This is a genomic window from Streptococcus sp. HMSC064D12 (assembly GCF_001837205.1).
Taxonomy (GTDB): Bacteria; Bacillota; Bacilli; order Lactobacillales; family Streptococcaceae; genus Streptococcus; species Streptococcus salivarius_D.
The window spans coordinates 1-18,083 of sequence record NZ_KV831709.1 but is presented as its reverse complement, the minus strand read 5'-3'; the positions used below and the strand labels follow the sequence as shown (position 1 = coordinate 18,083).

Sequence of the window (18,083 nt, the reverse complement as noted above, 5' to 3'; positions counted from 1 at the left end):
ACGTCCTTACTCTTTAAAGGCGTGAGAACATACGCATCAAAAAGAGATTAAACTGTACTTCCTTAGCGTAGTAAATATTTCCGCCATTTGTATAAAGTTTTCCGCCACCATAGTACATGGCAACTGGTTGGTAATAGGTGTATGTTTTCCCGCTGGTGTTTCCTAGACTCGGAGCAACGACATTTTTAGAGTAAGCCTTTGCGAGTTCGACGGTGTTAACTCCACCATTATCAGCCACATAATCGATATAGGCCTTACCAAAATTATAGGCTTGTACTGCTGTCCAAGGATCCACCTTATGGTGGGCAGCTTCTTCCAGATTTTCCGACAGCACCGTCACCCCCTGACGAATACTTTCTTTTCGATCTGTTATGGAGTTGGTCACCCCTGTAGAACTTTCACTGGACTGCATCACGTCATCTGTCTTCCCCTTGGTTTCTGTGTAGATCATAGCCAGAACCAAATCGACATTGGTTGTATTATCAATGTCGTCCTCTGCCAAAACCTCCTTAACCATGGATTCATAGGTTAAGACATGTTGAATATTGGCATGGATTCGATAGCATTGGATACCTATGATGAGGACTACGACAAAAACCGCCAGACGTCTTATCCATTTAAACATATTATTTATTGATGATATCCTCGATATTTTTGATGAGAATAGAGTAGGTGCCATCAGGATTTTGAATAAACTCAACACTATCAGCATCCTGATACACATTATTAGGCACAATTAACTCAATTCCGTTCGATAACGATAATTTTTGATTCTCCAATTTCTTAATTTGACGTGAATGGTCAATATCTGATACCGAGATAGGCTCAGGTATGGCCTCTTTGAGCTCATCAACGAAGGTCAAACGAGCTGTCAAATTATTATCAAAGAGCTGGTCTGCCAATTTTTCAGGTGATAACTCTTGATCTTCTTCCAAATTATTGAAAATAGCAGATTTCATTTTTCCTTGAAAGTTAAAATCATCCTGATTAAAATTCTCGGCAATCTTCTGAGCAGTATCTTCAACCATCTTAATCGATTTCTTGACAGATTGTTCAGGCTGGACCTGCAACAGATTTTCAGAGAAATAATTGGCAAAGCTTCCATTATGTTTGATTCGCTTTTCAATCAAATAATACTGCTTACTACTACGATTGATTACCAAAGCTTCATCAGGTGTCTGGGCTGCAGAAGGCAAATTATTTTGTGACAATTGAATAGGATGTTGGCTATCTCCCAAAGAATGAATCAAACTGTCCTTGAGAGCAATACGCAAGAAAGCAAAATATTCTTGCCCTTCTTTGTCAAACTGAATAAAGACCAAATCATTGGTCTTTTGATCTTCAGAAATGACAAATTCTTCCTTCCAAAGTTGGGCAATCTTAACTGAGCTTTCCATCAAATCATCTCCTAAATGACTGATGAAAACATTCTCTGCATCGAAATAACCACGTTTAGCCTCATCTGAGAAAACCTTAGAGAGTTTCTTTCGAAAATATTCATCTAAGCGAGGTGTTATTTCAAGAGGCCCTTCTGCTAAAACCAGCTCCGTATCATTTGGCGAAAACTGGTGAATGATAATGCGTTTAATATATAAATCTAACATAGTTTTTAATAGAGTGGGAAGGCATCTGTAAGAGCTTTAACTTCTCCTCGAATGCGCTCCAAAACTTCAGGTTTATCGTGATTTTCCAAAGCTTCAACCATCAATTCAGCAATTTTACGGCTCTCAGCTTCACCCATACCACGACTTGTAATGGCTGGACTACCAACACGGATACCAGATGTCTTGAATGGAGACAATTGCTCGTAAGGAATACCATTCTTGTTCAAAGTAATATTAACTTCTTCAAGAACGTTTTGTGCAACTTTACCATTTTCAACAACTTTAGTAACATCAACCAAGAAGAGGTGATTGTTAGTGCCACCTGAGATAACACGGAAATCTGGATGTTGATTGAAAACGTCAGCCATGGCAGCAGCATTCTTGATGACATTTTCCCCATATTCCTTAAAGGCAGGGTCAAGTGCCTCTTTAAGAGCAACAGCCTTGGCAGCAATAACGTGTTCCAATGGACCACCTTGCAAACCAGGGAAGACCGCAGAATTCAATTTCTTAGCGATATCTTCATCATCAGTCAAAATCAAACCACCGCGAGGGCCACGAAGCGTCTTGTGAGTTGTTGTAGTGGTCACATGTGCATGAGGAACTGGACTTGGATGATGACCAGAGGCTACAAGACCTGCAATGTGAGCCATATCTACCATGAGGTAAGCACCTACAGCATCAGCAATTTCACGGAATTTAGCAAAATCAATGATACGTGAGTAAGCTGAAGCCCCAGCAACGATGAGTTTTGGTTGTACTTCTTTAGCTTGAGCAAGAATAGCATCGTAATCAAGGAGTTCAGTTTCCTTATCAACGTTGTAAGCCACAAAGTTATAGGTCTTACCAGAGAAGCTAACTGGTGCACCATGTGTCAAGTGTCCACCCGCTGACAAATCCATTCCCATAACCGTATCACCTGGTTGGATCAAAGACATGTAAACTGCTGCATTGGCTTGACTACCTGAGTGAGGTTGCACGTTGGCAAATTTTGCTCCAAAAAGTTCTTTGGCACGCTCAATAGCAAGAGACTCAACCACATCAATCACGTCTGTACCACCATAGTAACGTTTACCTGGATAGCCTTCTGCGTACTTATTAGTCAAGAGAGTTCCTTGAGCAGCCATTACTGCTTTAGATACCACGTTCTCAGAGGCAATCAACTCGATATTGTTTTGTTGGCGTTCAGCCTCAGCATCAATGGCATTCCAAAGTTCAGGGTCAAATGCTTTGTAATCTTCTTTATCAAAAATCATAGAGGTCTCCTTTGAGGTCTAATGGGGTTCAATCAACTCACCCACATACAGTCGGAAATTATCTCACACTTCCATAGGTCTCTGTTAGTCATTTATTCTATGGTCAACTCGGGTAGAGCCGCCAATAGGTCTTCTTTTGTAATCTTCCCTTGTCTGAGAATTTTAGCCGGTGAAACAGACAAATCCAAAATTGTCGAATCTACACCTAACAAGGCAGCGTCATCTTGATAGCCAGTCACCTGGAAATCAAATTGGGCTCTTATTTGGTCAAAATAACGACCACTAGCCTTCCCAGACTTATTGGCTGAGGGACCAATCAAAGGCCCTTCCGCTTGGATCAGTTCTCTAGTAACAGGATGGTCTGGCAAACGGAAGCCAACCGTCGCCAATCCTGAATTAATCCACTTGGGTACTTGGTCATTAGCCTTTAAAATTATAGTCAAAGGTCCAGGTAAAAAAGTATCATAAATTTTTTTGAGATAGTCGGGCTGCTCTTTCGAATAAGACAGGATATCTTCATAAGAAGCGACATTCAAATTCATGGCTTTATCTCTAGGACGATTTTTTAGCTCATAAACATGGTTCACGGCACTCTCATCCATAGCCTTAGCAAATAAACCATAGACAGTCTCTGTAGGAAGAACGACTGCACCACCATCAACCAAGATTTCTCTTAACACTTTCTTACTTTTCATCATCCATCACAACCATTCTATCTTGTCCAAATTGGTCCTTAAGGACACGCACTCGCTTATCTGGAAAATGTAGAGACAAGAGCTTTTTCAAATCCATTCCCTGCTTATAGCCAATTTCAAAGTAGAGCTTTCCACTAGGAGTCAAATACTTATCTACTTCCTCAATAATCTGTCTATAAATAGCTAGCCCATCTTCATCAGCAAACAAGGCCATCTTTGGCTCGCTAGCCAAGACATTGACCCCAACTTCGTTCTTATCATTTTCAGAAATATAGGGAGGGTTTGACACGATGATATCAAAACTACCGGAAATATTTTCGAAAACATCCGATTGAACAAAGCTGATGGCTACCTGATTTAGCTTAGCATTCTCCTGGGCAAGCTCTAGCGCATCCACTGATAAGTCACTAGCTGTTACTTGCCAAAGAGGGCAACTCTTTTTCAGGGATACCGAAATAGCACCACTCCCAGTTCCAATATCAAGAACCTTAAGCTCTGTGCTTGGGTTTTCCGCTAAAATCAAGTCCACTAATTCCTCAGTTTCAGGACGTGGAATCAAGACTCGTTCATCAACCTGAAAACGTAAACCATGAAAGACTTCATAGCCCAAGATATACTGGGCAGGCTTGTGATTCTTTAGTTGGCTAAATACATGAGCTAATAGCTCAGCATCCTCCTCTGAAACTTCCTGACGCAATTGAAGAACAAAATGAGTCAAGTCCCATTGCTTCAAACCACGATAAACAAAGGATAGGGCCTCTGGCTCTTCTCCAACAGCCTCAAGCTGCTTCTCATAGTCAGCTAGAACATCCGCTAGAATCATTTGTTAAGCTCTTCCAATTTTTGAGTTTGGTCGTAAAGAACAAGAGCATCAATGACTTCATCCATTTTCCCAGCCAAAATTGTATCTAGTTTTTGAAGGGTCAAACCAATACGGTGATCCGTTACACGGTTTTGTGGGAAGTTGTAAGTACGGATACGCTCTGAACGGTCCCCTGTACCAACAGTAGATTTACGCTCAGCATCTTGTTCATCTTGAGCGATTTGTGCAAAGTGGTCCGCAACACGTGCACGGATAATCTTCATGGCTTTATCACGGTTCTTCTGTTGTGTACGTTCTTCTTGCATCTCTACTTTGATTCCAGTAGGAATGTGAACCATACGAACCGCAGTCGCAACCTTATTGACGTTCTGACCACCAGCACCAGATGCGTGATAGATATCGACACGAAGGTCCTTAGGATCAATTTCGTACTCTACTTCTTCAACTTCTGGCATAACCAAAACAGTTGCTGTCGAGGTATGAACACGACCTTGGCTCTCAGTCACAGGCACACGTTGTACACGGTGTGCTCCTGATTCATATTTGAGTTTTGAGTAGACTGATTGTCCTGAAACCATGGCAACCACTTCTTTGATACCACCAACACCATTGTAAGATGCTTCCATAACCTCAAAGCGCCAACCTTGTGTTTCTGCGTATTTTTGGTACATAGCTAAAAGGTCACCTGCAAACAAGGCAGCTTCATCACCACCTGCGGCTCCACGGATTTCGAGGATAATATTCTTGTCATCATTAGGGTCTTTTGGCAAGAGAAGAATTTTCAAACGTTCTTCATACTCTTCTTTAGCGGCTTTAGATTCTTTAAGCTCTTCCTTAGCCATTTCTTCCAAATCAGGATCACCGCTTGCTTCCTTAATCATCTCTTCAGCATCTGAGATACTTTGAATGACTTGCTTGTACTCACGGTAAGCTGTCACAGTTTCACGAGTATTTGCCTCTTCACGTGACAACTCCATGAAGCGTTTAGTGTCTGAAACGACTTCAGGGTCACTAAGCAATTCACCCAATTCCTCATAACGGTCTTCAACCGCTTGTAACTGATCATAAATATTCATTTGTTATCTTTACTCCTTATATAACTAATAGTCGTTTTTAGGCCTTATTCAAAGGGATTATGTTTTCTTGAGGGGGATTAAACCAGTGCTTTCGACAAACAGAGATATAACTCTCGTGTCCTCCAATTTGAACTTGTGCTCCCTCATATACTGGCTTACCATGTTCCATACGAAGAACCATGGTTGCCTTTCTCGAGCAATAATGACAAATGGTCTTTATCTCATCAATCTTATCAGACAAAAGCAAAAGATACTTAGATCCTTCAAAGAGATTGTTCTGAAAATCATTTTTGAGACCAAAAGCCATCACTGGGATATCTAACTCATCAACAATTCGTGCCAAATCATAGACATTCGCACGAGTCAAAAACTGAGCCTCATCAACTAAAACACAGTAAGGTCGTGGATCCATATTAGCAATGTAACCAAAAATATCCGTACCATCACCAATAGGATAGGCCTTCCGCTTCATGCCAATACGACTCGAGATATAGCCGACCCCATCTCGATTATCCAAACGACTGGTCAATAGTACCACTGGTTTTCCTTGTTCTTCGTAATTATAGGCAACCTTAAGAATCTCAATGGATTTCCCAGAATTCATGGTGCCGTAGCGAAAATAAAGTTGTGCCAAACCAGTCTCCTCTAAAATATGTATTGTACTTATTTTATCATAATTCCAAGCGTAAAAGGGAGGGAGACTGAACAATTTTTGAAAAAAGTTCGCCTCTCTCCCTTATTTTTATGATAGGTTTGACTGATGTTCCAAATGGCTCAATCTTATCACCCTAATATAGTTTTACCAGTCTAATAACTTCTTATGAATAGGCTTTAGCCAATTTTTCAAGAAGTTCTTCTTTCTCCTCATCGCTAGCAAATGAAGCTTCGATTGCTGTCTTATTATGAGCATAGAAGTCTTGAACTGAGCTATCAAAATGCTTGTGATAGAGTTCGTACTCTTTGGTCAGGTTTGTATCAGAAACGGTACGATTGTCCGTATTAATGGTAATATTAGCACCTGCCGCTTTCATTTTTAGATAAGGAAAATCAGAAACTGTAACGGCTGCCTTGGTCTGGAGATTACTTGTTAAACATAACTCTCCTGTGACACCATTTTTGACAAACTCTTCCAGAAGCTCAGGCTCTTGAGCCAGGATCGTTGCATGACCATTACGCTTAATTCCCATGGCAATTGACTCAGCCAAAAAGGCTGGGCAACCACACTCACCAGCATGGAAAGTCATGGGACGGTTGTAACTTTGGACTTGTTCAATCAGAGGTTTAATCGCTTTAGGTCCATAATGATGCTCATCTCCAGCAAAATCAAAACCAACAAAGTCACTATTTTCAACTTCATTTGCTTCATCAAGAATACGGGCCGTTAATTCTTGATCTGATTGGCGCATGCCACAAACTAGGGCCTTAGCTACAATACCAAATTCTTCTTGAGCTTGACGTAAGCCTTGACAAACAGCATCAATGGTTTCAGCGACAGTCAATCCCTTATCCATTGACAATTCTGGAGCAAAACGCACTTCAATATAGATAACATTTTCAAGAGCAGCCTGTTTAGCAACATCATAAGCCGCAATGGTCAAGGCTTCCTTTGTTTGAAGCAAAGGACGAATATAATCAAAAGCCTCAAGATAATCTAAGAGACTCTCACAGGTAGCCGGTGCTGTCACATGGTGTTTGAGCTCCGCATCGTCCTCAGGTAACTCAATCTGTGCCAAGTCAGCTAGGTGACGAATGGTTTTCAACGATAGTGAACCATCCAAATGGCAGTGTAGTTCTGTTTTAGCCAACTTATGAAAATCAATAACAGTCATTCTTTTCTTCCTCTCTAAACAATATGTTTTTTTATCAGATAAAAATTAATTTTTACTATCTTATCATTCTTATGGAAAAAGTCAAGGTGTCGCGCCTAATAGGACGTAGTAGATTCTTGAAATGTCATTAGCATTTTGTTAGGATGTAACTATCAAGAATACAAGGAGAAACTTTATGTCTGACTATATTTTATCAGAAGTTTGGAAAAACCCAACCTCTATGGGAGGTGCCTAGGGTGGCCTCAATCAACCTACAGCTGGTGCACGTTTTGAACAAACTTTACCTAAAGGTGACCAACCTTTCCAACTCTATACTCTTCCGACACCAAATGGTATCAAGGCAACTATCATGCTGGAAGAATTGAAAGAACTTGGTGTGACTCAAGCAGGTTATGATGCTTATCGTATTAAGATTGGTGATGGTGACCAATTCGGCTCAGACCTTGTTTCAATCAATCCAAACTCAAAGATTCCAGCCATGATGGATTACTCTGAAGACCAACCAGTTCGTGTCTTCGAATCAGCTAACATCCTCCTTTACTTGGCTGAAAAATTTGGCAAACTCATTCCAACTGATCACGCAAAACGTACAGAAGTTCTCAACTGGCTATTTTGGCAAACAGGTGCTGCTCCTTTTCTAGGTGGTGGCTTTGGGCACTTCTTCCACTATGCACCTGAAAAAATCGAATATGCCATCAACCGTTTTGCCATGGAAGCCAAACGCCAACTTGACTTGCTTGATAAAGAATTAGCAACCAAACCTTATATTGCCGGTGATGAATACACTATCGCTGATATCGCCATCTGGTCTTGGTATGGCCGCCTTGCTCAAGATAAGATTTGGGACAAGGCTGGTATCTTCCTTGACGTTAAAGAATACAAGCACCTTCAAGCTTGGACTGAAAAAATTGCCGACCGTCCAGCGGTTAAACGTGGACTTGAAGTCGACTATAAAGATATCTAATTTTTATAACGGTTTGCCTAGGCTAACCGTTTTTCTATTGTTTCATGATATAATAGAAGCAAAATCACAAGGAGACATTCATGACTGTATTTCAAGCTATTTTAGAAAAAATCAAAGCCTACGACACTATTATTATTCACCGCCACCAAAGACCTGACCCTGATGCCATTGGTAGTCAGGTAGGACTGAAAGAAATTTTAAAAACAAACTTTCCAGATAAAAAGGTTCTTGCGACAGGTGTTAATGAACCTACCTTATCTTGGATTGCTGAGATGGACGAGGTAGCTGATCAAGACTATGAAGGGGCACTTGTTATTGTTACCGATACTGCCAACACCCCTCGTATCGACGACGATCGTTATGATAAAGGTGACTTCCTTATCAAAATTGACCATCATCCTAACGATGATGCCTACGGTAACCTTCTACTTGTTGATACGACTGCTTCAAGTGCTAGCGAAATTGTGACAGACTGGGCCCTCAGCCTTGGTCTTTCCTTGTCAGATGCTGCTGCTCGTGTTCTCTACAATGGTATTGTTGGCGATACAGGTCGCTTCCTCTTTCCATCTACTACTCCTAAAACACTTCAAATCGCGGCTAAACTTCGTGAATACGACTTTGATTTTGCAGCAATGGCTCGTCGTATGGACAGTTTTCCTTTCAAAATTGCTAAACTACAAGGTTATGTTTTCGATAATCTAGAAGTCGATGAAAATGGTGCAGCTCGAGTTGTCTTGACACGAAAGATTTTAGATGAATTCAATGTCACTGATGCTGAAAGTTCTGCCATTGTTGGCACTCCAGGCCGTATTGATTGCGTCGAATCTTGGGCTATTTTCGTAGAGCAACCTGAAGGGCATTACCGTGTCCGTCTACGCAGTAAAAGCATTGTCATCAACGAGATTGCCAAACGCCATGATGGTGGCGGCCACCCACTTGCTAGTGGTGCTAATTCCTACAGCTTAGAAGAAAACGAACAAATCTATCAAGAAATCAAGGATACAGTTGCCCATGCAACTCACTAATCGCCGTGTACGTCTCATGGGAACTGTGATCGACGTCTCTATCTATCATGAAGAACCAGAACCCCTGCTAGACCAAGTTGAAGCACTTCTACATACCTACAATAAGCGCTTCTCAGCCAATGACGACAGTTCCGAACTCATGCAAATTAACAAGGCAGCAGGCTTACATCCAGTAACAGTTCACCCAGAACTTTTTGAACTTATTTCTCTTGGAAAATGGCATAGCTGCCAACCTGGAAGTCATCTTAATATTGCTATTGGGCCTCTCATTCAGACTTGGCGCATTGGTTTTTCTGATGCTAAGCTGCCTCTTCCTGAAGAAATTCGTCCGCTCTTGGATATCGTCAATCCCAACGCCATTCTTCTATCCGAGGAAAATCAAAGTGTTTTTCTCAAAGAAAAAGGGATGAAAATTGATCTTGGTGCCCTAGCAAAAGGATATATTGCTGATCGTATTGCAGATTTTCTTAAAGCTGAAAAAGTAACCAGCGCCCTGATCAATCTCGGGGGTAACGTCCTAACCTTCGGACCTGCTCTCCACAATCCTGACCAAAAATGGCGAATTGGTATTCAAAATCCTAAGGAGACAAGAAACACAAATCTTATGGTGCTTGCTATAAGAGATCAGTCTGTTGTCACTTCGGGAATCTATGAACGTACTTTTGAGATAGATGGCAAAACCTACCATCATATTTTTGATAGCCAGACTGGTTATCCAGTCTCCAGTGACCTAGCCAGCCTTACCATTATTTCATCCCTCTCAGTGGATGGTGAAATTTGGACAACCCGCTTATTTGGCTCTAGTCTCAAACATATTTTCCAGGAAGTTAGTTCACAAGCTGAGCTGGAAGCAATCATCGTTGATAAAGATAATCACTGCTTCCAGACCGGTGGCATTTACAAAATGCGAATTTCCTAAAAAATAGTAAAAAAGACTTGTCAAGTAGACCACCTTTTGATAAACTAAAATAGTTAAAAAAAACTATGGTGCGGAAAGTACCATGGCAGAAAGGAAATATTTTAACATGAAAAAAGATATCCATCCAGATTACCGTCAAGTAGTATTCATGGACACAACTACTGGTTACCAATTCCTTAGCGGTTCAACTAAACACTCAAACGAAACAGTTGAATTCGAAGGTGAAACTTACCCACTTATCCGTGTAGAAATTTCATCAGATTCACACCCATTCTACACTGGCCGTCAAAAATTCACACAAGCAGACGGACGCGTGGATCGTTTCAACAAAAAATACGGTCTCAAATAAGCAACATCTTGTTGTTAAACCATTCCGATTGGAATGGTTTTTTTGTATGCTCTTGAGTCTAAACTCTCCTACTCCCCTCCTATAAAATAAAAAAACAGCTTCCATATGGAAACCGTTTAATCCTATTAACCTGCTTTACCGATAGCCAAAGCCCAGATAAAGAAGAGAGCAAATCCAAACAAGAAAATCAAACCTGCAATAGCAAGTCCTTTCAACCAAGTTGGAAGGTCTTTCTTCTCTTTTGTAACAAGTACATAATTCAAAAGCGCAAAGAAAGGTGTTGTAAGGAATGAACCAATCATGGCGAAACGAAGCATGGTTGCTACTTGACCTTGGAAGAAGAAAATAATGATGAGACCAAGAATAGCTGTCAAGGTCATCCAAATATTCAAAGGTGTTTGATTTTTTTCTTTTTGGTTAAACAAAAGACGAAGAGAAATTTCGTTAACACGTGAGTAACCATCAATAACGGTAATTACAGTACCAAAGATACACAAGAAAGCGATAAAGGTAATCAAATAGCGTGACCACTCACCAAGCACTGATGCGTACATACCAACAAACTGTGCAATATACTTAGCTGATGCGGCTTCTACTGGCTTACCAGTTGGGTACTGGATAAGAGCACCGAGTGCTACAAAGAATACCGCAAGAATAGCTGTTCCGATGTAACCAACGTTAAAGTCAAAGAGGGCATCATCAGTGTTGAAATCAACAGTTTTCTTTTTCTCAGCTGACCAAAGTGAGTTAATGGCTGAAATTTCAATTGGTGCTGGCATCCATCCAAGAAGTGAAACGATAAATGGAAGAGCTGCGAGCTGCCATGGTGTTTTTTCAACGAAGTCAGCACTGTACTCTGGGTGTTTGATTGCCGCAATAATAACTGCTGCTACTGTTGCAATAGTCAAAGCTGACATAATCCATTTAGCCATACCATCAAGAAGTTTGTAACCACCAAAGAGTAACATACCCCAGATAATGGCAACCAAAATAATTGACCAAGTGGTAATAGTCAAACCAAGCATTGGAAAGGCACTAGCAATGATGGCTGAACAAAGAATAGAAACACCCGCAGTATTAACCAAGGCTGAGAAGACATTCAAAATGAAGAATACCCAAAGATAGAATTTACCTTTCTCAGCATAACCTTCAACCAGAGTTTTACCTGTATCTGCGGTATACTCAGCACCAAAACGGAAGAATGGGTATTTGAAGAGGTTAGCTAGAATAACCAAGCCTAGCAAGGCCCATCCATAAGAACCACCCGCTTGGGTTGATGAAACGATGTGGGAACCACCTACGGCCGCCGAAGCCATTAGGATACCAGGTCCCATTGCTTTTATTTTACTACGCCAGGTAGACTGACTAGATACACTTGTTTGTGACATAAGAGAATCTCCTAAAACAAATTTTCAGAATAATCTGAATTGATGTTTACCATTTTACACAATTGTTGGAATAATTTCAATAGTATTTCGCATATTTTCTGAAAAATAGAAAAAGCCATCCAAACGGATAGCTCTTTTACTATTTAGAAAGTCCTGTAAAGAAATCTACGATAGCTTGCCAAATTTGTGCAAAGATATTTTTGCTGTTCTCAACCGCTTTGTTGGCATCAAAGTTTAGGTTGATTCCAGAGAAGGTATTACCAGCTTTCGAAACGATAGAATCTTTAAGTGAACTCAAGGTTGACTTAAAGCTAGCACTGTCAATGATTGAAGACTTAGATAAATTCAAAGCAAAATTCACCAGAAGGTTAATTTGCGTATCAGAAAGATCCAAGTTGTAATTATTGATAGTCTGCTGAACAATCGTTTTAGCTTGGTCTTCAGTCAACTTATCCCCTTTATCAGCAACTGCTGACTTAATATCAGTCATAGCTACATTAAGCTTGTCCGCATCATAGTCAGTCTTACCTGAATTTTCCTCATTAATTTGAGAAAGGGTTTTAAGTTCCTCCTGCGCAAGCTCTTTGCTTTCATCTGAAACCTTAGCCCCATTTTGCTCAAGGGAATAGTAAATACCAGCCAAGGCACTTTCTCCAGTAACTGCGATTGGTGCTGCTACCGTAATCTTAGCGTGTTCGATACCAAGTGTCGTGGCAGCATTACGGTACATATCTGGAGTGATTTTCGTGATATTTTGCGGTGTCACAATCTCTACACTCAAGGTTTCCTTAGCACCAAGCTTAGCAATCTTAACAGAAGAATATAGCTGAAGACTAGAATCGTCAGCAACGTTCATGATATTCGCATATGCAGATGTCGTCAAGGTCTTGACATTAGTATCCTTACTGCTGTCATACCCTAACAAATTCAAGGTTTCATTACGTTGCTCTTCCGACAATGAATACCCCATCACATAGTCTGGTTGAACATAAGATTCATCAATGACCTTTTGGACTTGCGATGATGTTGCTGCTTGCGCAACCGAAGTGAAGGCTGTTACTGAAGCCAATAAAGCCATCCCAGTAACAAGTAGTTTTTTCAATTTCATGTGTGTTTCCTTTCGAAAATAGAATATTATTCCATAATCTCCTAAAGGACGACTGGCTATGAGTCCAATCGTGAATTTATTATACCATGACTTAAAAAATTAAGGTCAAAAAAACTACTCGTGTAACTCCAAGGGAAGACCATCTGGATCAGCAAAGAAAGTCATCTTTTCACCGGTAAAAGTGTCTTTGCGAATAGGTTGGCAGGAAATACCCTTTTCTTCTAAACTCTTGACGACCTCTTCAATATTAGTCACTCTGAAAGCTAAATGACGTAAGCCACATGCCTCAGGATAAGATGGACGTTTAGGTGGCTCCACATAGTTCGGATCACTGGTCTTATTGCCAAAGATTTCAAGTTCTATATCCCCACAACGTAAGTCTAACTTATAATCATGGCGTTCTCTACGGTGATTTTCCCGAATAATCTCAAAACCAAGTTTATTGACATAAAAATCTCGAGACAACTCATAATCAGAAACAATAATAGCAACATGGTGCACTGTATTTAAAAACATATTTTCCTCCATAGAAAAAGGCCAGAAGGCCCCTTTCTTAACTTTGAAATTGATTATATGATTTATTAAAGGCTTCAATGATGTCTGAACTTGCCTTGTCAAAATCTACCTGCGATTTCAATTCACCTTTGACTATTGTACGTTGGGTTGCTTCAGCATCCGTACAAGTTACCAAAGTTACTTCAGATTTGCCTGGTGTATCATCAACCACTGCTACTTCGGTTGGTTGAACAACCTTGACCTCACTAATGACATAAGTATAGACCTTATTCTTATCAGTAAGATAAATCTTCATGCCTTCCTTAGCCTTATCTAGTGGTGAAAATAGCATGTCAGATGCACCAGCAATACCAAAGACGTGGTGACTAGCTAGTGAATAGTTGTTTTCACCACCCATGACTTGGTCTTCTTTCATAGTTCCTGCACCGTAAGTCAACTCTGTATTGCCAAGTCCTTTGAAAATAGGAAGATTGATACCCACCTCTGGAATGGCAATACCACCAACGACAGGAAGTTCTTGAGCATCCATCTGTGCCTTCAAGACAGACTCTGTGCTAATTGATTTAACGGTATCAAAGTCAAAACTCGTCTTAGCTTCCTTGTTTTTCTCAATAGTCTTTTTAGAAACCTTGCTCACTTGATACTTATTTGTATTCCATGCAATTACTGTGTTTCGAATAGACTTATTGAAAATCAAGGCTAAACCAACAACCAAGAGAACAACAATCAACACCCAGCGAAGAATATCCAGCCACTTACGGCGTTTTTTTGTTGCTTTATTTTTCTTATCTTTGCTCATTAGTTGTCACCACTTTCTTGGTCTTCAGAAGCTTGTTCTACTTCTTCTGGTTCAACTAAAGCAAAGGTTACAATACGAGCAGAGTCATCCAAACGCATGACCTTAACCCCTTGAGTTGCACGACCAGTTTGAGAGATATTAGCAACGGCAGTACGGATGACAACACCTGTATCGGTGATGACCATGATATCCTCATCACCAGATACTGTGACAATACCTGCTAAGTTACCATTCTTCTCTGTGATATTAGCAGTCTTGATACCTTTACCACCACGTCCCTTCGTTGGGTATTCAGTAGCTGAGGTACGCTTACCGTAACCTTTTTCAGTGATAATCAAGACTTCTTGGTCTTCTGTAATGGCAGCTGCACCAACAACTTGGTCTCCATCACGAAGAGTTACCCCTTTAACACCGGCAGCCATACGGCTCATGCTTCGAATAGTGTCCTCTTTGAAGCGTACACTGTAACCAAATTTGGTACCAATGACAATTTCTTCATTACCAGTAGTCAAGAAGACATTGATTAGCTCGTCACCTTCTCTCAATTTCAAGGCAATCAAACCGTTTTGACGGATGTTCTTAAATTCTGCTTCTTTGGTACGTTTAACCAGACCTTGGCGAGTTACAAAGACAAGGTGATTATTTTCAGAAGCTTCATCACTCTTAGCGTTAATGACCGTTTGAATGGTCTCACCTTCATCCAACTTCAAGAGATTGACAATAGGTAAGCCTTTGGCTGTACGACCATACTCAGGGATTTCATACCCCTTGAGACGGTATACACGCCCCTTATTAGTCATGAAGTAGAGGTGATCATGAGTACTTGTTGAGACAATATCTCGAACAAAATCATCATCGTTAACACCAGTACCTTGAACACCACGTCCTCCACGTTTTTGTGAACGGAACTCGTCTTGGGCTAAACGTTTAATATACCCCTTATTTGAAAGAGTGATAACAACATCTTCTTCTTCGATGAGATCTTCATCCTCAAGAGAAACGACTTCTCCGACCATAAGCTCTGTACGACGAGCATCTGCGAATTTACGCTTGCTTTCGTCCAATTCTTCCTTGATGATAGCAATGACACGTTCTGGTTTTGCCAAAATATCAGCTAAATCAGCAATCAAGGCAAGGAGATCATTGTACTCATTTTGAATCTTATCACGTTCCAAACCTGTCAAACGACGCAAACGCATATCAAGAATGGCTTGACTTTGACGTTCCGTGAGTTCGAAGCGAGCCATCAACTCAGCTTGAGCCTCTGCATCAGTTTGACTGTTACGGATAATCGTAATCACTTCATCCAAATGATCAAGAGCAATCAGCAAACCTTCTAAAATGTGGGCACGTGCTTCAGCCTTATCCTTGTCAAACTGTGTACGACGAACCACAACTTCTTGTTGGTGGGCAATATAGTCAGCCAAGATTTGACGAAGAGAAAGAATCTTTGGAACACCTTTCTCAATGGCCAACATGTTGAAGCTAAAGTTAGTCTGAAGTTGCGTTAATTTGAACAAATTGTTCAAGATAACATTGGCAGAAGCGTCACGACGCACTTCGATGACAAAGCGTACCCCTTCACGAGAAGACTCGTCACGGACTGCTGTAATCCCTTCAATACGCTTTTCTTGTGCTAAACGAACGATATGTTCATGGACCTTGGTCTTATTGACCATGTAAGGAAACTCAGTGACAACAATACGCTCACGACCTGATTTTGTTGTTTCAATTTCGGTACGTGAACGAAGGACAATAGACCCCTTACCAGTTTCATATGCACGGTGAATACCAGATTTCCCCATGACCAAGCCTCCAGTTGGAAAGTCTGGTCCAGGAAGAACTTCCATCAGTTCACGTGTTGTGACTTCAGGATTATCCATCATCAATTTGACTGCATCAATCGTTTCAGCCAAATTGTGTGGTGGAATGTTAGTCGCCATACCAACGGCAATCCCTGTCGCACCATTGACAAGAAGGTTGGGAATACGTGACGGAAGAACGATTGGTTCACGTTCTGATCCATCATAGTTATCTTGAAAATCTACGGTATTCTTGTTAAGATCACGTAGCATTTCCAAGGCGATTTTAGACATACGCGCCTCAGTATAACGCTGAGCGGCAGCCCCATCTCCGTCCATAGAACCAAAGTTCCCGTGACCATCAACCAACATGTAACGGTAGCTCCACCATTGTGCCATACGGACCATGGCTTCATAGATAGATGAATCCCCGTGTGGGTGATATTTACCCATGACATCCCCGGTGATACGGGCAGATTTTTTATGCGGCTTATCAGGTGTCACCCCAAGCTCATTCATTCCATAAAGAATACGACGTTGTACAGGTTTTAAACCGTCACGAACATCTGGAAGAGCACGAGACACGATAACACTCATGGCATAATCGATAAAGCTCGTCTTCATCTCAGACGTCAAATTAACGTCAATTAAATTATTATCTTGCACTCTAAAAATGCCTCTTTTCTTTCATTCAAATCATTCCAAACTCTAATAAAAGAGTATAGAAAATTTCTATAATATTATACCATAAAACGCTTTATTTTTCAGTTAGGTAAAACGCTTTCATCTATTATTTACTTAATATTTCGTGACATCCATCACTTAAAGTGGTAGAATAAGCAGTGTACGGGGTAACCCAATTAAAAAATAAGGAGATGTTTAGACCCATGACTGCAACTAAACAACACAAAAAAGTCATCCTCGTTGGTGACGGTGCCGTAGGTTCATCTTACGCTTTCGCACTTGTAAACCAAGGTATCGCTCAAGAACTTGGTATCATCGAAATTCCACAATTGTTCGAAAAAGCTGTTGGTGATGCGCTTGACCTTAGCCACGCGCTTGCTTTCACTTCACCTAAAAAAATCTACGCAGCTAAGTACGAAGACTGTGCGGATGCAGACCTTGTAGTTATCACTGCTGGTGCTCCACAAAAACCAGGTGAAACTCGTCTTGATCTTGTTGGTAAAAATCTTGCAATCAACAAATCTATCGTTACTCAAGTTGTTGAATCAGGCTTCAAAGGAATCTTCCTTGTAGCAGCTAACCCAGTTGACGTATTGACTTACTCAACATGGAAATTCTCAGGATTCCCTAAAGAACGCGTTATCGGTTCAGGTACTTCACTTGACTCAGCACGTTTCCGTCAAGCGCTTGCTGAAAAACTTGATGTTGATGCTCGTTCAGTTCACGCCTACATCATGGGTGAACACGGTGACTCAGAATTTGCCGTTTGGTCACACGCTAACATCGCCGGTGTAAACCTTGAAGAATTCCTTAAAGACACTCAAAACGTTCAAGAAGCTGAATTGGTTGAATTGTTCGAAGGTGTTCGTGATGCCGCTTATACAATCATCAACAAAAAAGGTGCTACTTACTATGGTATCGCCGTAGCTCTTGCACGTATCACTAAAGCTATTCTTGACGATGAAAATGCAGTACTTCCATTGTCTGTATTCCAAGAAGGTCAATATGGTGTAAGCAACGTCTTTATCGGTCAACCTGCTATCGTAGGTGCACACGGTATCGTACGTCCAGTGAACATCCCATTGAACGATGCTGAACAACAAAAAATGAAAGCTTCTGCTGATGAATTGCAAGCTATCATTGATGAAGCATGGAAAAACCCTGAGTTCCAAGAAGCTTCAAAAAACTAATTTGACATTAGTTAAATAAAAGGGCTCTTTGTCAACTGTAGTGGGTGACGAAAAGC

Annotated in this window: 17 protein-coding genes and 1 pseudogene; 5 read left to right on the top strand and 13 right to left on the bottom strand. The window is 40.8% G+C overall.

The window, feature by feature from the left end:
- Nucleotides 1-13: 13 nt before the first annotated feature.
- The 8 genes from HMPREF2697_RS00090 to add all read right to left on the bottom strand — a co-directional run bounded on the left by HMPREF2697_RS00090 (nucleotide 14) and on the right by add (nucleotide 7,283).
- A complete protein-coding gene (locus HMPREF2697_RS00090) occupies nucleotides 14-625 on the bottom strand; it encodes a lysozyme family protein (protein WP_037611402.1) in 612 nt (203 codons plus the stop codon).
- Nucleotide 626: 1 nt separating this feature from the next.
- Complete coding sequence (locus HMPREF2697_RS00085) at nucleotides 627-1,604, bottom strand: nucleoid-associated protein (protein ID WP_004182031.1); 978 nt, start codon at nucleotides 1,602-1,604, stop codon at nucleotides 627-629.
- 5 nt (nucleotides 1,605-1,609) lie between these two features.
- The gene (gene glyA, locus HMPREF2697_RS00080) at nucleotides 1,610-2,860 is read right to left on the bottom strand and encodes a serine hydroxymethyltransferase (protein WP_002891158.1); all 1,251 of its coding nucleotides are present in this window, start codon (nucleotides 2,858-2,860) and stop codon (nucleotides 1,610-1,612) included.
- Between the two features lie 92 nt (nucleotides 2,861-2,952).
- Nucleotides 2,953-3,558, bottom strand: coding sequence for an L-threonylcarbamoyladenylate synthase (locus tag HMPREF2697_RS00075; protein WP_070849084.1), 606 nt, complete (start codon nucleotides 3,556-3,558; stop codon nucleotides 2,953-2,955).
- Nucleotides 3,545-4,378 carry a peptide chain release factor N(5)-glutamine methyltransferase gene (prmC, locus tag HMPREF2697_RS00070; protein ID WP_070849081.1) on the bottom strand — a complete coding sequence of 278 codons (834 nt, stop codon included), beginning with the start codon at nucleotides 4,376-4,378 and terminating at the stop codon, nucleotides 3,545-3,547. The genes HMPREF2697_RS00075 and prmC overlap by 14 nt, the downstream gene beginning before the upstream one ends.
- Entirely contained in the window at nucleotides 4,375-5,454 is a 1,080-nt protein-coding gene (gene prfA, locus HMPREF2697_RS00065) for a peptide chain release factor 1 (RefSeq protein WP_004182370.1), read from the bottom strand. The genes prmC and prfA overlap by 4 nt, the downstream gene beginning before the upstream one ends.
- 37 nt (nucleotides 5,455-5,491) lie before the next feature.
- Nucleotides 5,492-6,088 carry a thymidine kinase gene (locus HMPREF2697_RS00060; protein WP_004182369.1) on the bottom strand — a complete coding sequence of 199 codons (597 nt, stop codon included), beginning with the start codon at nucleotides 6,086-6,088 and terminating at the stop codon, nucleotides 5,492-5,494.
- Nucleotides 6,089-6,272: 184 nt separating this feature from the next.
- Entirely contained in the window at nucleotides 6,273-7,283 is a 1,011-nt protein-coding gene (gene add, locus HMPREF2697_RS00055) for an adenosine deaminase (protein WP_070849078.1), read from the bottom strand.
- A 175-nt stretch (nucleotides 7,284-7,458) separates the two neighbouring features.
- Here add and yghU point away from each other — a divergent pair.
- The 4 genes and pseudogenes from yghU to HMPREF2697_RS00035 all read left to right on the top strand — a co-directional run bounded on the left by yghU (nucleotide 7,459) and on the right by HMPREF2697_RS00035 (nucleotide 10,540).
- Nucleotides 7,459-8,247, top strand: a pseudogene (yghU, locus tag HMPREF2697_RS00050) (glutathione-dependent disulfide-bond oxidoreductase).
- An 80-nt stretch (nucleotides 8,248-8,327) separates the two neighbouring features.
- Nucleotides 8,328-9,272 (top strand): DHH family phosphoesterase, encoded by a 945-nt coding sequence (locus HMPREF2697_RS00045; RefSeq protein ID WP_045772369.1) that lies wholly within the window; start codon nucleotides 8,328-8,330, stop codon nucleotides 9,270-9,272.
- Nucleotides 9,259-10,191, top strand: coding sequence for an FAD:protein FMN transferase (locus tag HMPREF2697_RS00040; RefSeq protein WP_070849075.1), 933 nt, complete (start codon nucleotides 9,259-9,261; stop codon nucleotides 10,189-10,191). The genes HMPREF2697_RS00045 and HMPREF2697_RS00040 overlap by 14 nt, the downstream gene beginning before the upstream one ends.
- Before the next feature lie 106 nt (nucleotides 10,192-10,297).
- Nucleotides 10,298-10,540 carry a type B 50S ribosomal protein L31 gene (locus HMPREF2697_RS00035; protein ID WP_003093591.1) on the top strand — a complete coding sequence of 81 codons (243 nt, stop codon included), beginning with the start codon at nucleotides 10,298-10,300 and terminating at the stop codon, nucleotides 10,538-10,540.
- 125 nt (nucleotides 10,541-10,665) lie between these two features.
- On the opposite strand, the gene HMPREF2697_RS00030 is transcribed toward HMPREF2697_RS00035, so the two are convergent.
- From HMPREF2697_RS00030 to gyrA, 5 genes are all read right to left on the bottom strand, one after another.
- Nucleotides 10,666-11,928: an NRAMP family divalent metal transporter gene (locus HMPREF2697_RS00030; RefSeq protein ID WP_070849071.1), complete on the bottom strand. Its 1,263-nt coding sequence runs from the start codon at nucleotides 11,926-11,928 to the stop codon at nucleotides 10,666-10,668.
- A 139-nt stretch (nucleotides 11,929-12,067) separates the two neighbouring features.
- On the bottom strand, nucleotides 12,068-13,036 hold the full coding sequence (locus HMPREF2697_RS00025; protein WP_070849068.1) for a DUF1002 domain-containing protein: 969 nt from the start codon (nucleotides 13,034-13,036) through the stop codon (nucleotides 12,068-12,070).
- Nucleotides 13,037-13,150: 114 nt separating this feature from the next.
- Nucleotides 13,151-13,552 (bottom strand): SMU1112c/YaeR family gloxylase I-like metalloprotein, encoded by a 402-nt coding sequence (locus tag HMPREF2697_RS00020; RefSeq protein WP_045772368.1) that lies wholly within the window; start codon nucleotides 13,550-13,552, stop codon nucleotides 13,151-13,153.
- A 37-nt stretch (nucleotides 13,553-13,589) separates the two neighbouring features.
- A complete protein-coding gene (locus tag HMPREF2697_RS00015) occupies nucleotides 13,590-14,351 on the bottom strand; it encodes a class A sortase (protein ID WP_070849065.1) in 762 nt (253 codons plus the stop codon).
- Complete coding sequence (gyrA, locus tag HMPREF2697_RS00010) at nucleotides 14,351-16,819, bottom strand: DNA gyrase subunit A (RefSeq protein WP_070849061.1); 2,469 nt, start codon at nucleotides 16,817-16,819, stop codon at nucleotides 14,351-14,353. The genes HMPREF2697_RS00015 and gyrA overlap by 1 nt, the downstream gene beginning before the upstream one ends.
- A gap of 221 nt (nucleotides 16,820-17,040) precedes the next feature.
- Here gyrA and HMPREF2697_RS00005 point away from each other — a divergent pair, with 221 nt between their 5' ends.
- Nucleotides 17,041-18,027, top strand: coding sequence for an L-lactate dehydrogenase (locus HMPREF2697_RS00005; RefSeq protein ID WP_004182359.1), 987 nt, complete (start codon nucleotides 17,041-17,043; stop codon nucleotides 18,025-18,027).
- Nucleotides 18,028-18,083 lie beyond the last annotated feature (56 nt).